Source organism: Pseudomonas sp. MWU13-2862 (genome assembly GCF_023242495.1).
In the GTDB taxonomy this organism is placed as follows: Bacteria; Pseudomonadota; Gammaproteobacteria; order Pseudomonadales; family Pseudomonadaceae; genus Aquipseudomonas; species Aquipseudomonas gingeri_D.
In genome coordinates, this window is sequence record NZ_JALMEZ010000013.1 from 151941 (window position 1) to 170957 (window position 19017).

The 19017-nt window shown below is 59.8% G+C and carries 22 protein-coding genes and 1 tRNA gene; all 23 read left to right on the forward strand.

Features of this window, described 5'->3' with window-relative positions; genetic code table 11:
* The first annotated feature begins 121 nt into the window (after positions 1-121).
* The 23 genes from M5C56_RS22935 to M5C56_RS23045 all read left to right on the forward strand — a co-directional run bounded on the left by M5C56_RS22935 (position 122) and on the right by M5C56_RS23045 (position 19009).
* Entirely contained in the window at positions 122-868 is a 747-nt protein-coding gene (locus M5C56_RS22935) for a YebC/PmpR family DNA-binding transcriptional regulator (RefSeq protein ID WP_100938826.1), read from the forward strand.
* A 16-nt stretch (positions 869-884) separates the two neighbouring features.
* Positions 885-1409, forward strand: a complete 525-nt coding sequence (ruvC, locus tag M5C56_RS22940; protein ID WP_152738165.1) for a crossover junction endodeoxyribonuclease RuvC — start codon at positions 885-887, stop codon at positions 1407-1409.
* Positions 1410-1523: 114 nt separating this feature from the next.
* Positions 1524-2138 (forward strand): Holliday junction branch migration protein RuvA, encoded by a 615-nt coding sequence (gene ruvA, locus M5C56_RS22945; protein ID WP_103499436.1) that lies wholly within the window; start codon positions 1524-1526, stop codon positions 2136-2138.
* Positions 2139-3197, forward strand: coding sequence for a Holliday junction branch migration DNA helicase RuvB (gene ruvB, locus M5C56_RS22950; protein WP_100938829.1), 1059 nt, complete (start codon positions 2139-2141; stop codon positions 3195-3197).
* A 138-nt stretch (positions 3198-3335) separates the two neighbouring features.
* A complete protein-coding gene (gene ybgC / locus M5C56_RS22955; protein ID WP_103499435.1) occupies positions 3336-3803 on the forward strand; it encodes a tol-pal system-associated acyl-CoA thioesterase in 468 nt (155 codons plus the stop codon).
* Complete coding sequence (gene tolQ / locus M5C56_RS22960) at positions 3793-4488, forward strand: protein TolQ (protein WP_100938831.1); 696 nt, start codon at positions 3793-3795, stop codon at positions 4486-4488. The genes ybgC and tolQ overlap by 11 nt, the downstream gene beginning before the upstream one ends.
* A gap of 14 nt (positions 4489-4502) precedes the next feature.
* Entirely contained in the window at positions 4503-4955 is a 453-nt protein-coding gene (gene tolR, locus M5C56_RS22965) for a protein TolR (RefSeq protein ID WP_103499434.1), read from the forward strand.
* The gene (gene tolA, locus M5C56_RS22970; protein WP_103499433.1) at positions 4955-6022 is read left to right on the forward strand and encodes a cell envelope integrity protein TolA; all 1068 of its coding nucleotides are present in this window, start codon (positions 4955-4957) and stop codon (positions 6020-6022) included. The genes tolR and tolA overlap by 1 nt, the downstream gene beginning before the upstream one ends.
* A gap of 17 nt (positions 6023-6039) precedes the next feature.
* Complete coding sequence (gene tolB, locus M5C56_RS22975; protein ID WP_152738568.1) at positions 6040-7320, forward strand: Tol-Pal system beta propeller repeat protein TolB; 1281 nt, start codon at positions 6040-6042, stop codon at positions 7318-7320.
* Between the two features lie 53 nt (positions 7321-7373).
* Entirely contained in the window at positions 7374-7871 is a 498-nt protein-coding gene (pal, locus tag M5C56_RS22980; RefSeq protein WP_100938835.1) for a peptidoglycan-associated lipoprotein Pal, read from the forward strand.
* A gap of 6 nt (positions 7872-7877) precedes the next feature.
* Complete coding sequence (gene ybgF, locus M5C56_RS22985) at positions 7878-8693, forward strand: tol-pal system protein YbgF (protein WP_103499431.1); 816 nt, start codon at positions 7878-7880, stop codon at positions 8691-8693.
* Positions 8694-8857: 164 nt separating this feature from the next.
* On the forward strand, positions 8858-9505 hold the full coding sequence (queE, locus tag M5C56_RS22990; protein ID WP_103499430.1) for a 7-carboxy-7-deazaguanine synthase QueE: 648 nt from the start codon (positions 8858-8860) through the stop codon (positions 9503-9505).
* Between the two features lies 1 nt (position 9506).
* Complete coding sequence (gene queC / locus M5C56_RS22995; protein WP_100938838.1) at positions 9507-10196, forward strand: 7-cyano-7-deazaguanine synthase QueC; 690 nt, start codon at positions 9507-9509, stop codon at positions 10194-10196.
* A gap of 63 nt (positions 10197-10259) precedes the next feature.
* A tRNA-Lys gene (locus M5C56_RS23000) sits at positions 10260-10335 on the forward strand.
* Between the two features lie 97 nt (positions 10336-10432).
* Positions 10433-11338 (forward strand): LysR family transcriptional regulator, encoded by a 906-nt coding sequence (locus M5C56_RS23005; RefSeq protein ID WP_103498636.1) that lies wholly within the window; start codon positions 10433-10435, stop codon positions 11336-11338.
* 116 nt (positions 11339-11454) lie between these two features.
* Complete coding sequence (locus M5C56_RS23010; RefSeq protein WP_103498637.1) at positions 11455-12165, forward strand: type 1 glutamine amidotransferase domain-containing protein; 711 nt, start codon at positions 11455-11457, stop codon at positions 12163-12165.
* 325 nt (positions 12166-12490) lie between these two features.
* On the forward strand, positions 12491-13147 hold the full coding sequence (locus M5C56_RS23015; protein WP_247263336.1) for a cysteine hydrolase family protein: 657 nt from the start codon (positions 12491-12493) through the stop codon (positions 13145-13147).
* Positions 13148-13176: 29 nt separating this feature from the next.
* Positions 13177-14079 carry a LysR family transcriptional regulator gene (locus M5C56_RS23020; RefSeq protein WP_247263326.1) on the forward strand — a complete coding sequence of 301 codons (903 nt, stop codon included), beginning with the start codon at positions 13177-13179 and terminating at the stop codon, positions 14077-14079.
* 109 nt (positions 14080-14188) lie between these two features.
* On the forward strand, positions 14189-14440 hold the full coding sequence (locus M5C56_RS23025) for a type II toxin-antitoxin system prevent-host-death family antitoxin (protein WP_247263327.1): 252 nt from the start codon (positions 14189-14191) through the stop codon (positions 14438-14440).
* A complete protein-coding gene (locus tag M5C56_RS23030) occupies positions 14440-14859 on the forward strand; it encodes a type II toxin-antitoxin system VapC family toxin (RefSeq protein WP_103498640.1) in 420 nt (139 codons plus the stop codon). The genes M5C56_RS23025 and M5C56_RS23030 overlap by 1 nt, the downstream gene beginning before the upstream one ends.
* A 147-nt stretch (positions 14860-15006) precedes the next feature.
* On the forward strand, positions 15007-16263 hold the full coding sequence (locus M5C56_RS23035; RefSeq protein WP_247263328.1) for a serine hydrolase domain-containing protein: 1257 nt from the start codon (positions 15007-15009) through the stop codon (positions 16261-16263).
* Positions 16264-16422: 159 nt separating this feature from the next.
* A complete protein-coding gene (locus M5C56_RS23040; RefSeq protein ID WP_103498708.1) occupies positions 16423-17691 on the forward strand; it encodes an HD-GYP domain-containing protein in 1269 nt (422 codons plus the stop codon).
* Positions 17692-17860: 169 nt separating this feature from the next.
* Positions 17861-19009 carry a methyl-accepting chemotaxis protein gene (locus M5C56_RS23045; RefSeq protein WP_103498641.1) on the forward strand — a complete coding sequence of 383 codons (1149 nt, stop codon included), beginning with the start codon at positions 17861-17863 and terminating at the stop codon, positions 19007-19009.
* Positions 19010-19017 lie beyond the last annotated feature (8 nt).

Here is a 19017-nt window from a genome sequence, read left to right on the forward strand (position 1 = left end):
CCCGAGGGCGCATCCACTGGATGCGCCTTTTTTCAAGGTCGAGACTTTTTTTTTGCCGGCCGCTGCCACTGGGCAGGGCGGGCAACGTTTCAAAGAGCACAAAGAGAATTCGGAGCGAGTTATGGCAGGTCATTCCAAGTGGGCGAACATCAAGCACCGCAAAGAACGTCAGGATGCCAAGAAGGGCAAGATCTTCACCAAGTGGATTCGTGAGCTGACCGTTGCCGCTCGTCAGGGCGGTGGTGATCCAGGCTCCAACCCACGCCTGCGCCTGGCGCTGGACAAGGCCCTCGGCGCAAACATGAGCCGCGATATCATCGATCGCGCGGTGGCCCGCGGTGCCGGTGCGGCCGACACCGACGATATGGTCGAACTCAGCTACGAAGGCTACGGCCCCGGTGGCGTGGCGGTGATGGTTGAATGCATGACCGACAACCGCAACCGTACCGCGGCAGCCGTGCGCCACGCGTTCAGCAAGTGTGGCGGCAACCTGGGGACCGACGGCTCCGTGGCCTATCTGTTCGAGCGCAAGGGGCAACTGTCCTTCGCCCCGGGCATCGATGAAGACGCGCTGATGGAAGCGGCGATGGAAGCCGACGCCGATGACGTGGTTACCCACGAAGACGGTTCGATGGACGTGTTCACCTCGTTTGCCGGCTTCTATACGGTGCGTAACGCCCTGGATGCGGCAGGATTCAAGGCAGCGGATGCGGAAATCGTCATGTTGCCGACCACCAGCGCCGAACTCGATCTGGAGGGCGCGGAAAAGGTCCTCAAGCTGATCGATATGCTCGAGGACCTGGACGACGTGCAGAACGTCTACTCCAATGCCGATATTCCCGAATCGGTAGCCGAGCAGCTCGGCTGACCCAAACGCAGGCGTTATGACTTTAATTCTTGGTATCGACCCCGGTTCGCGCATCACCGGTTATGGTGTGGTGCGCGATACCGGCCGCGGCTGCGTTTACGTCGCCTCGGGCTGCATCCGCACCGGCAGTGGCGAACTGCATGAGCGTTTGCAGATCGTCTACCGCAGCGTGCGCGAAGTGATCCAGACCTACGGGCCGGTTACCATGGGCATCGAAAAGGTGTTCATGGCAAAAAACGCCGACTCGGCGCTCAAGCTTGGCCAGGCGCGGGGCGCGGCCATCGTCGCCGGCGCCGAGGAAAACCTCGAGATCGCCGAGTACACCGCGACCCAGGTCAAGCAGGCCGTGGCCGGTACCGGCGGCGCAAACAAGGAACAGGTGATGATGATGGTCATGCACCTGCTCAAGCTCACCACCAAACCGCAAGTCGACGCCTCCGATGCCCTGGCGATTGCCCTGTGCCATGCACATACCCGCTCCAGTCTCTTGCCCCATGGCCTGGGTGCGGCACGTTCCCGTGGTGGTCGCCTGCGTCTCTGATAGCATCATCGCCTCAAACAATTTTGCTTGCCGATAGCGCCACGCCGGATAAGGTAGTGCGCTATCGTTCCGAGTCGTCAGCCACTGGTCTGGCCAGAAATAAGGATCTGATACGTGATTGGACGTTTGCGCGGCACCCTGGCTGAAAAACAGCCGCCGCACCTCATCCTTGATGTGAATGGCCTCGGCTACGAGCTGGAGGTGCCGATGACCACGCTTTACCGCCTGCCGTCGGTCGGCGAGCCGCTGACCCTGCACACCCATTTGGTCGTGCGCGAGGATGCCCAGTTACTCTATGGCTTCATCGGCAGGCGCGAGCGCGACTTTTTTCGCGAGTTGATCCGCCTCAACGGTGTCGGGCCGAAGCTGGCCCTGGCGTTGATGTCGAGCCTGGAGGTCGATGAACTGGTGCGCTGCGTGCAGGCCCAGGACACCTCGGCGCTGGTGCGGGTGCCCGGCGTTGGCAAGAAGACCGCCGAGCGCCTGCTGGTGGAACTCAAGGACCGCTTCAAGGCCTGGGAAACCGTGCCGAGCATGTTTGCCCTGGTGCCCAACCAGCCGGACGATGCCCCTGCGCAGCCGGTGGCCAGTGCTGAAAGCGATGCGGTCAGTGCGCTGATTTCCCTGGGCTACAAGCCCCAGGAAGCGAGCAAAGCGGTGTCGGCCATCAAAGACAAAGGCCTGAGCAGCGAAGACATGATTCGTCGCGCCCTGAAGGGAATGATCTAAGTGATTGAAGCCGACCGTTTGATTACCGCCTCCGGCGGGCGTGACCGCGAGGAAGTCCAGGATCGCGCCATTCGGCCGTTGAGCCTGGCCGAGTACATCGGCCAGCCGACGGTCAAGGAGCAGATGGAGCTGTTTATCCAGGCGGCACGCGGGCGTGGCGAGTCCCTTGACCACACCCTGATCTTCGGCCCGCCGGGCCTGGGCAAGACCACCCTGGCCAATATCATCGCCCAGGAAATGGGCGTGTCGATCAAGAGCACCTCGGGGCCGGTGCTGGAGCGCGCCGGCGACCTGGCGGCGCTGCTGACCAACCTTGAACCCCACGATGTGCTGTTTATCGATGAAATTCACCGCCTGTCGCCCGTGGTCGAGGAAGTCCTGTACCCGGCGATGGAAGACTTCCAGCTCGATATCATGATTGGCGAAGGGCCGGCGGCGCGCTCGATCAAGCTTGATCTGCCACCCTTCACCCTGGTCGGCGCCACCACCCGCGCGGGCATGTTGACCAATCCGTTACGTGACCGCTTCGGTATCGTCCAGCGTCTTGAGTTCTATAGCACCGCGGACCTGGCGACCATTGTCACCCGTTCGGCGGGGATTCTCGGCTTGCCGCTGGACCCGGAAGGCGCGTTCGAGATCGCTCGACGGGCCCGGGGCACGCCGCGGATTGCCAACCGCCTGTTGCGCCGGGTGCGGGATTTCGCCGAGGTGCGGGCCAAGGGCCATATCACCAAGGCCGTGGCGGACCTGGCGTTGAACTTGCTGGATGTCGATGAACACGGTTTCGATCACCAGGACCGGCGCCTGCTGCTGACCATGATCGAGAAGTTCGACGGCGGTCCGGTCGGCGTGGACAGCCTGGCGGCGGCGATCAGCGAGGAGCGGCACACCATTGAAGATGTGCTCGAACCCTACCTGATCCAGCAGGGCTACATCATGCGCACCCCCCGTGGACGGGTGGTGACCCGGCATGCCTATCTGCACTTCGGATTGAATATTCCGTCGCGCTTGGGTGAAATGCCCGTGGTAGACGAGTTTCTGGATGCGTTGGACGAGTAAAAGCGGAATCGGGGCTGATTTATTCGCGGTTTGCGTTGTCCGAAGGGCACGTGTCACGAATCTTCATGCAAAAAGTCGTCGAAGGATGAAAAACAGTTGCCTGGCCGGATTGGCAACCTGAGGAGTAAGCACTAGAGTATGCGCGCGCAAAACGGGGTTCAGTCGTTCGCACATCGCTGTCGCGTTTATTACGAGGACACCGATGCCGGCGGCATCGTGTATTACGTCAATTACCTTAAGTTCATGGAGCGGGCTCGAACCGAGCGGCTACGGGCATTGGGCTTTGCCCAATCGTCGCTGGCAGGGGAGAACCTGTTGTTCGTCGTGCATTCCAGCGAAGCGCGTTACCACGCGCCGGCGCGGTTGGACGACGAACTGCTGATCAGCGCCGAGGTGATTGAGCTGAACCGTGCGAGCCTGCGCTTCAAGCAGCAGGTCAGGCGGGCTGATGATGAAACGCTGCTCTGTGAAGGGCGGTTCCTGGTGGCCTGTGTGCGCGCCGATAGTTTAAAACCCCGGGCCATTCCAGAAGCCTTGCGTTCGGCCTTTGCCGACACAAGCGGCGCGGGTACTCACTTAGAGCAGGAGATAAAGCGTGGAAGCTAACGTCGTCGACCATTCCTCCATGTGGAGCTTGGTCAGCAATGCCAGCATCGTGGTGCAATTGGTCATGCTGATCCTGTTGGCCGCCTCGGTCACCTCATGGGTCATGATTTTTCAGCGCAGCAACCTGCTGCGCGCCGGCCGCCGCGCCCTGGAGAGCTTCGAGGAGCGCTTCTGGTCGGGTATCGACCTGTCCAAGCTCTACCGTCAGGCCGGCAGCAACCCGGATCCGGACTCGGGTGTGGAGCAGATCTTCCGTGCCGGTTTCAAGGAGTTCTCCCGTTTGCGCCAGCAACCGGGCGTCGATCCGGAAGCGGTCATGGAAGGGGTGTCCCGTGCCATGCGCGTGGCCATCTCCCGTGAAGAAGAAAAACTCGAGCAGAGCCTGCCGTTCCTCGCCACCGTCGGTTCCGTCAGCCCGTACATCGGCCTGTTCGGTACCGTCTGGGGGATCATGAACTCCTTCCGTGGCCTGGCTACCGCCCAGCAGGCAACCCTGGCCACCGTGGCCCCGGGCATTTCCGAAGCCCTGGTGGCTACCGCCATCGGCCTGTTCGCGGCGATTCCGGCGGTTATCGCCTACAACCGCTTCGCGGCCCGTGGCGAGACCCTGATCAGCCGTTACTACACCTTCGCCGATGAGTTCCAGGCGATCCTGCACCGTAAAGTGCACACCAGCGAAGAGTGAGCAGGTAAATCCCCATGGCCCGAGTTCGCCACAAACGCAAGCCGGTCGCCGAGATGAACGTGGTGCCCTACATCGACGTGATGTTGGTGCTGCTGGTTATCTTCATGGTGACCGCGCCGATGCTCAATCAGGGCGTGAAGGTTGATCTGCCCAAGGTTTCCAGCGAAGCCTTGCCGCAGGACAACAACACCCAGGTCCTGACCATTTCGATCAAGGCTGACAAGACCTACTACTGGAACCTTGGCAGCGAAGTCGATACCGAAAAACAGCAGGACAGGGCCATGACCCTGCCGCAGATGACCGACGCGGTGACCAAGATCATCCGTGCCGGCACCGAAGGCGGCAAGCGTACCCAGGTGTTCATTCGCGGTGACAAGACCGTCGACTATGGCTCCGTCATGGGTGCCATGGGCGGTCTGCAGAAGGCCGGCGTCGGTAATGTTGGCTTGATTACCGAGGCCCCCTGATGCACCAACAGCGAGAGCCGTCCGCTTCGGAAAGCTACTTCTGGCCCTGGGTCTGGGCGATCGGCCTGCATATCCTGATCTTTGGCATGCTGTTCGTCAGCTTTGCCATGACGCCGGATCTGCCGGAAGCCAAGCCGATTGTCCAGGCGACCCTGTATCAGCTGAAATCGAAAAGTCAGGCGACCACCCAGACCAATCAGAAGATTGCGGGTGAGGCGAAGAAATCCGCCGCGCGTCAGACCGAAGTCGAACAGATGGAACAGAAGAAGGTCGAGCAGGAAGCGATAAAGGCTGCGGAACAAAAGAAAGAGGAAGCGGCTCAAAAGGCCGACGACGCGAAAAAGTCCGACGAAGCCAAGAAAGCCGCGGATGAGGCGAAAAAGGCCGATGAGGCCAAGAAAGCCGACGACGCGAAAAAGGCTGCCGAAGCGAAAAAGGAACTGGCCGATATAGCCAAGAAGAAAGCCGACGACGAAGCCAAGAAGGCCGCTGAAGAAGAGGCCAAGCAGGCCGCTGAAGACGCGAAGAAGAAAATCGTCGAAGACGCCAAGAAGAAAGCCGCCGAAGACGCGAAGAAGAAATCCGAAGCTGACGAGGCGAAGAAGAAAGTCGCCGAAGACGCGAAGAAGAAAGCCGCTGCCGATGCTGCGAAGAAGAAGTCGCAGGATGCGGCGCGTAAATCCGCCGAAGATAAAAAGGCCCAGGCCCTGGCAGATCTGCTTTCCGACACGCCGCAACGCCAACAGGCCCTGGCTGATGAGCAGGGTGATGAAACGGCGGGCAGCTTTGACGATCTGATTCGTTCGCGGGCAGCGGAAGGTTGGGCACGTCCTCCTTCGGCACGCAAAGGTATGACGGTGGTGCTGCAAATCGGCATGTTGCCGGATGGTACGGTGACCTCGGTCACGGTGGCCAAGACCAGCGGCGACGGGCCGTTTGACGCCTCGGCGGTAGCTGCGGTCAAGAATATTGGTCGTTTGACGGAAATGCAGGGAATGAAACCGAGCGACTTTGCGCCCTATCGTTCCTTCAAGATGACATTCACACCTGAGGATCTAGCCTTGTGAGAAACCTTCTTCGAACAATGCTTGTCGTGATCTGCTGCCTGGCAGGGATGGCGATGGCGGATGAAAAGAACATTCTGGTCACCAGCGGCAGCGATCGGGCCACGCCCATCGCGGTCGTCCCCTTCGGCTGGCAGGGCGGTAGCGTCCTGCCGGACGACATGGCCCAGATCATCGGCGACGACCTGCGTAACTCCGGTTACTACTCGCCGATTCCGAAACAGAACATGATCAGCCTGCCGACCCAGGCCAGCGAAGTCATCTACCGTGACTGGAAGGCCCTGGGCGCCCAGTACATCATGGTCGGCAGCATTGTTCCGGCCGGCGGTCGGCTGCAGGTGCAATACGCGCTGTTCAACGTCGCCACCGAGCAGCAAGTGCTGACCGGCAGCGTGTCGGGCACGGTCGATCAGTTGCGCGACATGTCGCACTACATCTCCGACCAGTCGTTCGAAAAGCTCACCGGTATCAAGGGTGCGTTCTCCACGCGCATGCTTTATGTCACGGCTGAGCGTTTCTCGGTGAACAACACCCGTTACACCCTGCAACGCTCGGACTATGACGGTGCCCGCGCGGTGACCCTGCTGCAATCGCGCGAGCCGATCCTGTCGCCGCGTTTCGCACCGGATGGCAAGCGTATCGCCTATGTGTCGTTCGAACAGAAGCGTCCGCGCATCTTCGTCCAGCACATCGATACCGGTCGCCGTGAGCAGATCACCAACTTCGAAGGCCTCAACGGTGCGCCGGCCTGGTCGCCGGACGGTAACCGCCTGGCGTTCGTGCTGTCCAAGGACGGCAACCCGGACATCTACGTGATGAACATGGCCACGCGCCAGATGAGTCGCGTCACCAGCGGCCCGGGCATCAACACCGAACCGTTCTGGGGCAAGGATGGCTCGACCATCTACTTCACCTCCGATCGTGGCGGCAAGCCACAGATCTACAAAACCAACGTCAATGGCGGTGGTGCGGAGCGCGTGACCTTCATCGGCAACTACAACGCCAACCCGAAATTGTCGGCGGATGAAAAGACCCTGGTGATGATTCACCGCCAGGACGGCTTCACCAATTTCCGAGTGGCGGCTCAGGATTTGCAACGTGGGACAGTAAAAATACTGACAGACACCAACCTTGATGAGTCAGCCACTGTCGCGCCCAACGGCACCATGGTAATCTACGCCACCGCCCAGCAGGGCCGGGGAGTCTTGATGCTCGTGTCCATTAATGGACGCGTAAGGCTCCCGCTTCCTACCGCTCAAGGCGAAGTCAGAGAACCTTCCTGGTCCCCTTACCTGAACTGACGCGGCGCTTTACGATTTTGCTTAACACACTGGGGTTCATTAGGAGTTTTACGATGGAAATGCTGAAGTTTGGTAAATTTGCTGCGCTGGCTCTGGCCATGGCTGTAGCTGTAGGTTGCTCGTCCAAAGGCGGCGACAATGCCGGTCAAGGCGCTGTAGACCCAAACGCTGGTTACGGCGCTAACACTGGTGCAGTTGACGGCTCCCTGAGCGAAGAAGCTGCTCTGCGCGCTATCACCACTTTCTACTTCGAATACGACAGCTCGGACCTGAAGCCAGAAGCCATGCGCTCCCTGGACGTTCACGCCAAGGACCTGAAAGCTAGCGGCGCTAAAGTCGTTCTGGAAGGTAACACCGACGAACGTGGTACTCGCGAGTACAACATGGCACTGGGCGAGCGTCGTGCGAAAGCCGTTCAACGCTACCTGGTACTGCAAGGTGTTGCTCCAGGTCAGCTGGAACTGGTTTCCTACGGTAAAGAGCGTCCAGTAGCTACTGGCCACGACGAGCAGTCCTGGGCTCAAAACCGTCGCGTCGAACTGCGTAAGTAATTCGTCATGCGAACGTGCCGTCGTGCTGTAACTGTTCTGGCTCTCAGCCTCATGCCGCTTGCGGCGTGGGCTGCGGTTCCTGTGGTCGATGACAACTCCGGTAACGGTGGGAGTTATCCGCCTGCGGGTTACGGTACGAACGGCGCCTATGCCGGGGGAGGGGTTTCGGCCCCTGTCTCGGCACAGGGCGAGCTGTTCAACCAATTGCAACGCATGCAGGAGCAACTCGCGCAGCAACAAGGCGTGATCGAGGTTCTGCAAAACGATATTGCGCGCATGAAGCAGGAAAACCTGGAGCGATACCAGGATCTTGATCGGCGCATAGGCAGTGGCGGCGCTCCGGCGGCTGCGGCTCCTGATAATTCATCAACCGGTGGCAATGTCAATGCCGCCGCCGGTGCTGCACCCGCTGCCCAGGCCCCCGCGGCCAGCAGCGAGCCGGGTGATCCGGCCAAGGAAAAACTCTACTACGATGCCGCCTTCGACCTGATCAAGGCCAAGGACTTCGACAAGGCCAGCCAGGCGTTCAGCGCCTTCCTGCGCAAGTACCCCAATAGCCAGTACGCCGGTAACGCGCAGTACTGGTTGGGCGAAGTCAATCTGGCCAAGGGCGACCTGCAAGGTGCCGGCCAGGCGTTTGCCAAGGTCAGCCAGCTGTATCCCAAGCACGCCAAGGTGCCGGATTCGCTGTACAAGCTGGCGGATGTCGAGCGTCGCCTGGGTCATACCGACAAGGTCAAGGGCATTCTGCAGCAGGTGGTTTCCCAATATCCCGGGACTTCCGCCGCGCAGTTGGCACAGCGCGATCTGCAGCGCATGTGACGGCCGACGGCCTGCTTGAAGAAACCCGCGCTTGTCGCGGGTTTTTTCGTTAGAATTCACGCCCTTTTTTATGAAACACGCTGTCCTGGACTGTGCGATTGCAGGTTCATGGCGGTGCCTGACTGAGGCGGACGGCCTGTTTAGCTGTTACGCCCGTGGCGACTATGCAAGACACATTGAGAATCACCGAAGTTTTTTACTCGTTGCAGGGTGAAACGCGGACGGCTGGGCTGCCCACCGTTTTTGTGCGCCTGACTGGTTGCCCGTTGCGCTGCCAGTACTGCGACAGTGCCTACGCCTTCAGCGGCGGCACACTCATGACCCTGGACAGCCTGCTGGCCCAGGTGGCCGATTACCGTCCGCGTTATGTCTGCGTGACCGGTGGCGAACCGCTGGCCCAGCCCAATGCCATTCCCTTGCTCAAGCAGCTCTGTGACGCTGGTTACAGCGTGTCCCTGGAAACCAGTGGTGCGTTGGATATCTCTGCGGTGGACACCCGGGTCAGTCGCGTGCTCGATCTGAAGACGCCGGGCTCGAAGGAATCGCACCGCAATCGCTACGAGAACATCGAGCTGCTGACCCCCAACGACCAGGTCAAGTTTGTGATCTGCTCGCGGGAGGACTATGACTGGGCGGTGTCCAAGCTGATTCAGTACGGTCTGGAAAAACGTGCCGGCGAAGTGCTGTTCTCTCCGAGCCACCACGATCTGCCGGCCCGTGAGCTGGCCGACTGGATCGTCGCGGACAACCTGCCGGTGCGCCTGCAGATGCAGTTGCACAAATACCTATGGAATGACGAGCCGGGGCGCTGATATGACCACCCAAGCAAGCACTGACAAGAAAGCGGTAATCCTTCTCTCCGGCGGTCTGGACTCGGCCACCGTGGTGGCCATGGCGCGTGCCGAGGGCTATAGCTGCTACACCATGAGCTTCGACTACGGCCAGCGGCACCGTGCCGAGCTGCAGGCGGCCGAGCGGGTGGCGCGTGACCTTGGCGTGATCGAACACAAGGTCATCGGCCTGAACCTCAACGGCATCGGCGGTTCGGCCCTGACCGACAGCAGCATCGACGTGCCCGAGGCGCCGAGCGAAGGCATTCCGGTGACCTACGTGCCGGCGCGCAACACGGTGTTCCTGTCGCTCGCCCTGGGCTGGGCCGAGGTGCTCGGAGCCCGTGACATCTTTATCGGCGTCAATGCGGTGGACTATTCCGGTTACCCGGACTGCCGTCCCGAGTTCGTCGAGGCTTTCGAAACCCTGGCCAACCTGGCGACCAAAGCCGGTGTCGAGGGCAATGGTTTCCGCATCCAGGCACCGCTGCAGAACCTCAGCAAGGGCGATATCGTCCAGGCCGGAATCAAGCTCGGGGTCGACTATTCGCTGACCGTATCCTGCTATCAAGCGGATGCTAACGGCTTTGCATGTGGGAAATGTGACAGCTGCCGGCTGCGTGCTGAAGGCTTCGCAGCGGCCGGAATCAGTGATCCGACACGTTATTTTTGATTTTTTTCATTTAAGGTGTTGAATTACCGTTAGAAATCAGTATTATACGCGCCACCACACAGCGGGTCGTTAGCTCAGTTGGTAGAGCAGTTGGCTTTTAACCAATTGGTCGTAGGTTCGAATCCCACACGACCCACCATATTTGTTGTAGAAGAAAATCCGGAATGCCCACGAAAGTGAGGTGTTCCGGATTTTTTTCGTCTGCAAAATAATGCCGCACTTCTGTGGAGCTTTTTTTGAAAAACAGATTGGAAGCCTTGCGGATTTTTGTCGTCGCCGCCGATTCGACCAATTTTCGAGACGCCGCGGCCAAGCTTGGTGTCTCTCCCCAGGTGGTGACTCGAGCGATTCGCGAGTTGGAAGACGAGTTGGGCGAGTCGCTGTTTCATCGCAGCACCCGGGGCGTTCAGCTCAGCACCTTCGCGGAACAGATGGTCGAGCGTGCACGGATGGCAGTGAACGGTGTGGACCTTCTCTATGGTCCTTCGGCGCTTCACGCCGCCGCTGATACGGCTGGAGTTGTCCGAGTGGCTGCTCCCGGCTCGCTGGGGCGCCAGTTCATCGTCAATGCACTCGCGCCAGTATTGCGCGAACACCCGCGCCTGGTGCTGGATCTGCGGTTGTCCGATGTGATCGCCGATGTGGTCGAAGAGCAGATTGATGTCGGCGTGCGCATAGGCCTGATGCGAGACAGTCGATTTGTCGCACGGGAGATCGCCAAGGGTTCTTTGCTCGTGGTCGGCTCACCTGAACTGGTGTCTCGCGTCGGCATGCCGAAGACGGTTGACGATCTTCACCAGAACCCTCTCACAGCAATGATTGATACCAACGTTGGACGACCTTGGCCGTGGCGGTTCAGTGGCAATCGTCAGTTTGTGGCCGCAGCTCCCGTGTTTGTGACGAACGATCCGGAGAGCGAGTGCAAGGCGGTACTCTCGGGATTGGGCTTTGGACAGATTGCGGGTCATCTGGCGTTACCCCATATTCGTGCGGGGCGACTCGTAGCAGTCCTGGCTGACGACGCGCCGGCGCCTATCAGCCTTTATGTCTATCGGTCGCAACAGTCACCGGTGCCGGCCAGGGTGAGGTTGATCTATGACCGGCTCCTTGAGGTCTTGAGCGCTGAGCCAGACTTGATTTAGCGCTACGGTGTTCCATATTTCGGAATTCTGAACTCGGGAGGCGTTCATTGTTGGCCCGGGGGAGCGCTTACATACTGCCTGGAGTTCATTCCCCTCTGTCAAATTAAGGAACACCCATGTCATCCGTACTCATGATTCTCTCCGCTGCCACTGTCTGGAGCCAGAAGGACGGCATCCAACGTCCTACAGGTTTCTGGGCAGAGGAATTCAGCACGCCGCATAGGATTCTTACAGCGGCAGGGGTGAACATCACCCTTGCGACTCCGGCCGGGGCACCCGCTATCGTCGATGAGGTGAGTCTCTCCCTGGATGCAAATGGGGGAAATGCAACAAAGGTTGCCGAGCTGACCGCCTACCTGGACGACCACGCAAACCTGCTCCGCACACCGAAACGTCTGGAGGACGTTGACCTGGCCGATTACGACGGCGTTTTCGTTCCGGGTGGTCATGGTCCCATGCAGGATCTCGCGGTGAATCAAACCGCCGGCAGGATTCTCACCTTGGCACTCGCGAACCTGAACAAGGTCGTCGGCGCACTGTGCCACGGTCCTGCGGCATTTCTGTCGGCCGGTGATGCCAAGGCCTGGCCATTCAAGGGGCGAACGCTGACAGCCTTCAGCAACAGCGAGGAGACACAGGTTGGCTTGGCGGCCAATGCACCCTGGTTGCTTGAAGATCGGTTGGTAGCGGGTGGCGCGAAGTTCGAAGAGGGCGCGTCATGGGCGCCGCACGTTGTCGTCGATGGTAATTTGGTCACGGGCCAGAATCCCGCATCGGCGGAAGCCACTGCTGAGGCCTTTCTCAAAGCTATTGTCGAACGTCGTTAACTGGTATCAATACGCAAGGAGCGAGGATGATCCGGAAACTCCACGAAAGTGAGGGATTCCGGTTTTTTTTGCCTGCGAGAAATACCCCCGCCGTGTCGAGCGGGTTGAATGCGCGGATTACTTTATTTTTTTCTGTGCAAATAGCAAACAAGTGTTGTTCTGATTGGTGCGTTGTTGCTACAGGGGTGGCTCCTTAAGCTGAGTTCCAGTTAGTCAATGTCCGCAAAGGAACTTCATCATGAGCAACACTTCCCTGTTTCAAATCGCCGAGACCAAACGTTCGTTTTCCGCCTTGTTCAAGTCTGCAATCGTCGGTTTGGGCTTGATGTTAGGGACCGTCCAGTTCGCCAGCGCTGCTGAAGCGCCGACCAATCAACACCCAACCATCCGCGCCATGTTCGGTGCCGAGCCGAGCGACCGCCTGGACCCGAAAACCACCGCCCTGGTGGTGATCGACTTCCAGAACGAATACTTCAGCGGCCGTATGCCGATCCCGGATGGCATGAAGGCCCTGGAAAACACCAAGCGCCTGATCGCCTTCGCCGACAAGGAACACATCCCGGTGATCCATGTGCAGCACATTGCGCCTGCTGGTGCGGCGGTGTTCGGCATTGACGGCAAGACTGTCGACTTCCATCCGCAGATGAAGCCGCGTCCACAGGACAAGGTTGTTCAGAAGACCACCGTCAGCGTGTTCGCCAGCACTGACCTGGATGCCCAACTGAAGAAGGCTGGGGTCAAGACCTTGATCATCAGCGGCCTGATGACTCACGCCTGCGTGGCTGGTGCCGCCCGTGACGCCGTGCCGTTGGGTTACAGCGTTGTGGTAGCATCCGACGCCACCGCAACCCGCGCCATCACCCGTGCCAATGGCCACTCCGTGACCAAGGACGAGTTGCACAACTCGGCGCTGGCCGAGATCGAAGACACCTTCGGTTCGGTGCTGACCACTTCGCAAATCGTTGCCTTGCCGGTCAAGTGATCAACCCCTGACTTCGGGATGCCCGCTTCATGAACCAGCTATCCGCCATGCGCGCCTTTCGCAGCATTGTCGAGGCCAAGGGCTTCTCTGCCGCGGCGGAACGCCTGGACACCACCCACTCGACGATTTCAAGGCAGTTGCAGCAACTGGAGATTGAACTGGGCGTTCAGTTGATCAACCGCAACACCCGGCGCTTCAGCCTGACCGGGGCAGGGGAGCAGTACTACGCGGCGTGCGTCGATATTCTCGATCGTGTCGACGCGGCTTCCCAAGCCATGGCCCAGGGGCATCAACGTCCGGAAGGACTGTTGCGGGTCAGTGTGCCCCTGGTGGTTGGCACCCTGGATCTGCCGCACTGGCTGCCGGGTTTCCAGAAGCGTTATCCCGATATCGAACTGGAGCTGTGCTGCGATGATCAGTTCGTTGACCTGGTTGCCGAAGGTTTTGATGTCGCGATACGGATCGCCGGTGCGCTGGCGGACACCACCTTGATCGCCCGAACCCTGACGGTCTCCAAGCGGGTGCTGGTGGCTTCCCCCGCCTACATCCGTACCCATGGGTTACCGCGTACAGCCCAGGAACTCGACAAGCATCGCCTGTTGACGTTTATCGGGGCCTCTTCGGATTGGGAGCTGAGCTCCGCGCGCGGCACTTCGGTCAAGGTCACGCCAAACGGTCAGTTCCGCAGCAACACCATCAGTGCCTTGCACGCCGCGACGCTGGCCGGTGCCGGCATTGCCTGTTTCACCCAGGCCACCGTGCGTAGCGATCTTGCCCAGGGGCGGTTGGTCTCCATCCTCCCCAACTATTCGTTGGGTGAGCGGCATTACTACGCGATTTATCCACAAGCCCGCTACTTGGCGCCCAAGGTGAGGGCGTTTGTGGATTTCATAACCGATTATTACCAGATGGGAAACAATGCTTCCACTTGATGTAGTGTGGGATATCCGCAAAGCATAGGTGTTCACGTTCATGCTGCCGTTGACCAAATCTACCGATGTAGTAACATGCCTACATTATTGTTGGCAGGAGGTTGCTACCTTGCATACCACGTTATCCAGCCGTGAGTTCAACCACGACACAAGCGGGGCCAAGAAAGCCGCCCTCCGTGGGCCGGTCTTCATCACTGACCGTGGCAGGCCTGCGCATGTGCTGCTTTCCATTGAGGAATACCAGCGCTTGGCTGGCGGTAACACCTGCATCATCGATGTTCTGGCAATGCCCGGTGTTGAAGATATTGCATTCGATCCGCCGCGTGCCGTCATCCATCAGCGACCTGCTGATCTTTCCTGATGTTTGTTCTCGACACCAACGTGGTTTCCGAGCTGCGCAAAGCAAAATCGGGTAAGGCCGATGCTGGCGTGATCGAGTGGGCGCGAGGCGTCCAAGCCAATGCGCTGTTCCTGTCGGCTGTCACCCTTCTGGAACTGGAAAGTGGGGTGCTTCAGATAGAGCGACGGGATGCCCCCCAGGGAGTTCTTCTGCGGACGTGGCTTGATCAGCATGTGATACCCGGTTTCTCCGGGCGTATTCTGGCTGTCGATACTGTCGTGGCGCTACGCTGCGCTCAACTGCATGTACCAGACCCACGGGCCGAGCGGGACGCGTTGATTGCAGCCACGGCCCTCGTCCACGGGATGACGGTCGTTACCCGCAACGTGGCGGATTTTGCGTCGACGGGTGTCGCCCTTATCAATCCATGGAAGTCATGATCTGGTCCGGGCGTACTGATAGGTCGCGTTTAGAGCCTTTCTTGGAGCCGTCACCATCGTCTTGCTGGCCATGAAAAATCACCCACAGAGTGTTTTTCGATTCGGGACTGAGCTAGTTTTAACCCTCCACGTATCAAGAGTCTGCTTATGAGCCGCCGACTTCAACGGATTGCAGGGCTGGCCAGCCTGGTGCTCGGGGTTTCACTAGTCTGCCATGCCGCACTCGCCGCTACGCAGGCTGGCGCCGCCGCTGTTGAAGCCAAGCCGTCCCCTGGCCGCTTTCTCTTCTGGACGCCCGCGGAGCAAAGGTTCGGCTACCGCAATATGGAGCGTATTTTTCCGACCCGCGTTGTATCCCGTGGCACCGCTGCAGTCTTCGAGCTACCGCGTGCCAAGGGCGAGTTGGCTGTGAACTTCGTCCACCATGGCCGCCCCCTGGATACCGCCACCTTTATGCGCGACACCAACGTCGAAGGACTTTTGGTGATTCACCACGGACGCGTGCTGCTCGAGCGTTATGGTCCGGATCTGACGGCGAATGAGCGCTGGACCTCCTGGTCCGTGGCCAAGTCGATTACCTCCACCCTGCTGGGCGCCGCGATTCAGGATGGTTTTATCCACAGTATCGAAGATCCGGTCACGCGTTATTTGCCTGAACTGTCCGGCAGTGCCTACGACACCGTGACGATCCGGCAACTGTTGACCATGACCTCGGGTGTGCGCTGGAGCGAGGATTATCGTGACCCACATTCCGATGTAAACCAGTTCGCGCATTTGTCGGAACATCCAGGCCATTCGATCCTGGATTACATGGCCGGGCTGCAACGTGAGGCGCCTCCGGGGACGCGATTCGTCTACAAGACCGGAGAGACCGATCTGATCGGGCTACTGGTCAGCCGTGTCACCCACAAGGGGCTTGCCGACTACCTGTCGGAGAAAATCTGGTCTCGCACCGGGATGGCCCGTGATGCGGTGTGGGCTCTGGATGCCAGGGGCAGCGAGCTGTCCGGCTGCTGTCTGAGCATGACACTGGAGGACTTTGGGCGCTTTGGCCTGTTCTTCATGCACGGCGGCCGTGCAGGCGGGCAGCAGGTTTTGCCGGCGAACTGGGTGAGTGAGGCGACCCACTGGGCGGTTCGCGGCGACACGGCGAATCTTGGCTACGGCTTCCAGTGGTGGATCGGCGTGGACCAGACTTATCAGGCCCTCGGTATCTTTGGCCAGGCCATGTACTTCGACCCGCGACATGAATTGCTGGTAGTGGTCCTCGGCGCATGGCCCAGCGCCTCGGACAAGGAGCGTTTCGCGGAACGCCAGGCGTTCTTTGATGCGGTCGGCAAAGCCGTCTCTTTGGCACCGCCAACTAGGGATTTTCCTACCTCGTCCCCGTTATCCCTACCCTGAAATAGGGATGCTCCGATGGCGGGGCCTCCCGCATATCGACGATATTTTTTCATGCCAGTCAGGTTCTCCGTCATGTTCCACAGCGTGCCGGCTTGCTAGGCGAGGGGCGCACCGGAGCACTCGAGGAGGGCTTGTCGCTACCTGAAAAGGGGCTTGATCGTGCTGAAAAAAATCGTCGTGGCCGATTTGGGCGTCGGCATGTATATCCAGGAGCTTTGCGGTCCCTGGCTCGATCACCCGTTCTGGAAAAAAAGCTTTCTGCTTGAGGATGAGCAGACCCTGGAGAAGGTCCGGGATTCGTCCATTACCTGCGTCTGGATTGACCTTTCCAAGGGAGCCGATACGCCAGTGGTGGGGCCGCATGAGCCTTTTTCCCCGGATGTGGCCGTCGCTACTGTTGTGCCTATCGCGCCGGCCCTCCCGCGCACGCCCAAGCCTGAGCGCGCGCGGGTGGCGATGAGCGACGAACTGGTGCGGGCCGCCAACGTCTGTTCCAGGTCCAAGGCCGCGGTCATCGAGATGTTTGGCGATCTGCGCATGGGCCGGGTCATCCAGATGGATCATGTGGCCGACATGGTGCGGGATATCTCCGACTCATTGATGCGCCATCCGGATGCCCTGATCAATCTGGCCCGACTCAAGAACGCCGATGAATACACCTATATGCATTCTGTGGCGGTCTGTGGATTGATGATCGGGCTGGCCCGCCAGCTGGGTCTGCCGCCGCTGCTGGTACAGGATGCCGGGCTCGCCGGCCTGCTGCACGACATCGGCAAGATGACCATACCAGAGGCGATCCTCAACAAACCGTCGGAGTTGACTGACGGCGAGTTCGAGACGATCCGTTCGCACCCGGAGGCCGGGCTGCAGTTGCTGGACAGCAATCATTTCAGCTTGCGGGTGCAGGATGTCTGCCTGCACCACCACGAGAAGGTCGACGGTAGCGGTTATCCCCACAAGCTGCGGGGTACCCAGATCAGCCTGTTCGCACGCATGGCTGCGGTCTGCGATGTCTACGATGCCATTACCTCGGACCGTCCCTATCGTCGCCATTGGGGCCCCGCCGAGTCGATCCACAGAATGGCCGGATGGGACGGGCACTTCGACCAGATGGTGCTCCATGCTTTTGTCAAATGTGTCGGGATCTATCCGGTAGGGGCGTTGGTGCGCCTGCGTAGCGAGCGTCTGGCGGTGGTCATGGAACAGAACGTCGATTCGTTGCTCATTCCCAAGGTGAAGGTTTTCTATTCGGTATCGCGCGGTATGCCCGTGACCCTCGAGGTTGTGGATCTGGCGAGCGGGCAGGACGCGATCATCGGCCTGGAGCTGGAGAAAAACTGGGGCTTCAAAAATATCGAGGCGCTTTGGACTGAGGGTGCTTGTAGGAATTTCCCTAACTGCCGTCCTGCAAATCCTAGCTGTAAATAGGGATGCTCCGATAGGTGCGGTGATGTTACCGGGCCATTATTTCTCCAGGCAGCCAGAACCCTCGGTACACCACTTTCAGCAGGTGTCCGAGCGGCCTTCCGGTTTTTCTGAGCGATCCTGATCTGGAGAGACGAAGGTGAAAGGACAGACACTGGTTTCCCCCGTGAATATGACACTGCTGCCGGCGGTCTTGAGTGGCGCCCTGGGTTGCCTGGCGATCCTGCTCAGCATCGGTCTGAACGGTCTGGCCCTGGGCAGCAGTGCCGCAGTACTGGTGGGGTCCTTGCTGATCGGCACTCTGGCGCTGCGCACCTTGAGCTCCGTGCAACGGCGCGAGGAACAGGCGTTTGAATCCTTGAACAGGCCTTTGCCAGTGTCGCCGGATGAGGGCTTGGCCGAGGTCTGTACCCAGGTTCTGCCGATCTGGTGCCGCCAGATCGACGCGGCCCGCAGCCTCAGCGAAGAGTCGATTCTCAAACTCAGCAATCGTTTCGCCACGCTGTCCGGTGATATCAGTGCTTCGGTTTCCAAGGGCGCCGGGCAGAGTTCCGGGACCAGGTTGGTGGAGATCCTTGAGGTCGGTCAGCGTGACCTGGACGCGATCATGGTCGAGTTGCGCGGCGCTCTCCTGCGCAAGGAGTCGGAACTCAAGGAGGTCCTGCTGCTGTCCGAGTTCACTTCACAGTTGCAGGAAATGGCCAAGTTTGTCGGTGATATCGCCCGGCAGACCAATCTGCTGGCGCTTAACGCGGCGATCGAAGCGGCCCGTGCCGGTGACGCCGGCCGTGGTTTTGCGGTGGTGGCGGACGAAGTGCGCAAGCTGTCGAGCCTGTCCGGTGATACCGGTCTGAAAATCAGCGAGACAGTGAGCACGGTCAATGCGGCGATCGCTCGTACGGTCGAACTGTCCCGGCATCAGGCGCAGCAGGATTCGCAGACCCTGGCCCATTCGGAACAACTGGTGTCCCAGGTGATCGAGCATTTTCGGCACAACGCCCAGGCCATCGTCGACACCAGCAGCGGCCTGCAGCAGCAGAGTGAAAATGTCGCGAGCGAGATCGCCGGGGTGCTGGTCGCCCTGCAGTTTCAGGATCGGGTCAGCCAGATGCTGAGCCTGGTCAACAACGACCTCGGCAAGCTGCGTGACCAGGTCAGTGAACGTCAACAACTCAGCGAGGCCGGTGCCACACCGCCACCTATTGCCGCCCATGCCTGGCTCGAACAACTGGCCAGCACCTACACCATGCCCGAGCAACACGCGATTCATCACGGCAAACCCTTGGCCGGCAGTGCTTCATCCGACATCACCTTTTTCTAGGGAGTACC

What these genes read in the sequence shown, in the direction of transcription:
- M5C56_RS22935 (WP_100938826.1), top strand. Translation starts at nt 122, where the DNA reads ATGGCAGGTCATTCCAAGTGGGCGAACATCAAGCACCGCAAAGAACGT.
- ruvC (WP_152738165.1), top strand. Translation starts at nt 885, where the DNA reads ATGACTTTAATTCTTGGTATCGACCCCGGTTCGCGCATCACCGGTTAT.
- ybgC (WP_103499435.1), top strand. Translation starts at nt 3,336, where the DNA reads ATGCGCGCGCAAAACGGGGTTCAGTCGTTCGCACATCGCTGTCGCGTT.
- tolR (WP_103499434.1), top strand. Translation starts at nt 4,503, where the DNA reads ATGGCCCGAGTTCGCCACAAACGCAAGCCGGTCGCCGAGATGAACGTG.
- tolA (WP_103499433.1), top strand. Translation starts at nt 4,955, where the DNA reads ATGCACCAACAGCGAGAGCCGTCCGCTTCGGAAAGCTACTTCTGGCCC.
- tolB (WP_152738568.1), top strand. Translation starts at nt 6,040, where the DNA reads ATGCTTGTCGTGATCTGCTGCCTGGCAGGGATGGCGATGGCGGATGAA.
- pal (WP_100938835.1), top strand. Translation starts at nt 7,374, where the DNA reads ATGGAAATGCTGAAGTTTGGTAAATTTGCTGCGCTGGCTCTGGCCATG.
- ybgF (WP_103499431.1), top strand. Translation starts at nt 7,878, where the DNA reads ATGCGAACGTGCCGTCGTGCTGTAACTGTTCTGGCTCTCAGCCTCATG.
- queE (WP_103499430.1), top strand. Translation starts at nt 8,858, where the DNA reads ATGCAAGACACATTGAGAATCACCGAAGTTTTTTACTCGTTGCAGGGT.
- queC (WP_100938838.1), top strand. Translation starts at nt 9,507, where the DNA reads ATGACCACCCAAGCAAGCACTGACAAGAAAGCGGTAATCCTTCTCTCC.
- M5C56_RS23010 (WP_103498637.1), top strand. Translation starts at nt 11,455, where the DNA reads ATGTCATCCGTACTCATGATTCTCTCCGCTGCCACTGTCTGGAGCCAG.
- M5C56_RS23015 (WP_247263336.1), top strand. Translation starts at nt 12,491, where the DNA reads ATGTTAGGGACCGTCCAGTTCGCCAGCGCTGCTGAAGCGCCGACCAAT.
- M5C56_RS23020 (WP_247263326.1), top strand. Translation starts at nt 13,177, where the DNA reads ATGAACCAGCTATCCGCCATGCGCGCCTTTCGCAGCATTGTCGAGGCC.
- M5C56_RS23030 (WP_103498640.1), top strand. Translation starts at nt 14,440, where the DNA reads ATGTTTGTTCTCGACACCAACGTGGTTTCCGAGCTGCGCAAAGCAAAA.
- M5C56_RS23035 (WP_247263328.1), top strand. Translation starts at nt 15,007, where the DNA reads ATGAGCCGCCGACTTCAACGGATTGCAGGGCTGGCCAGCCTGGTGCTC.
- M5C56_RS23045 (WP_103498641.1), top strand. Translation starts at nt 17,861, where the DNA reads ATGACACTGCTGCCGGCGGTCTTGAGTGGCGCCCTGGGTTGCCTGGCG.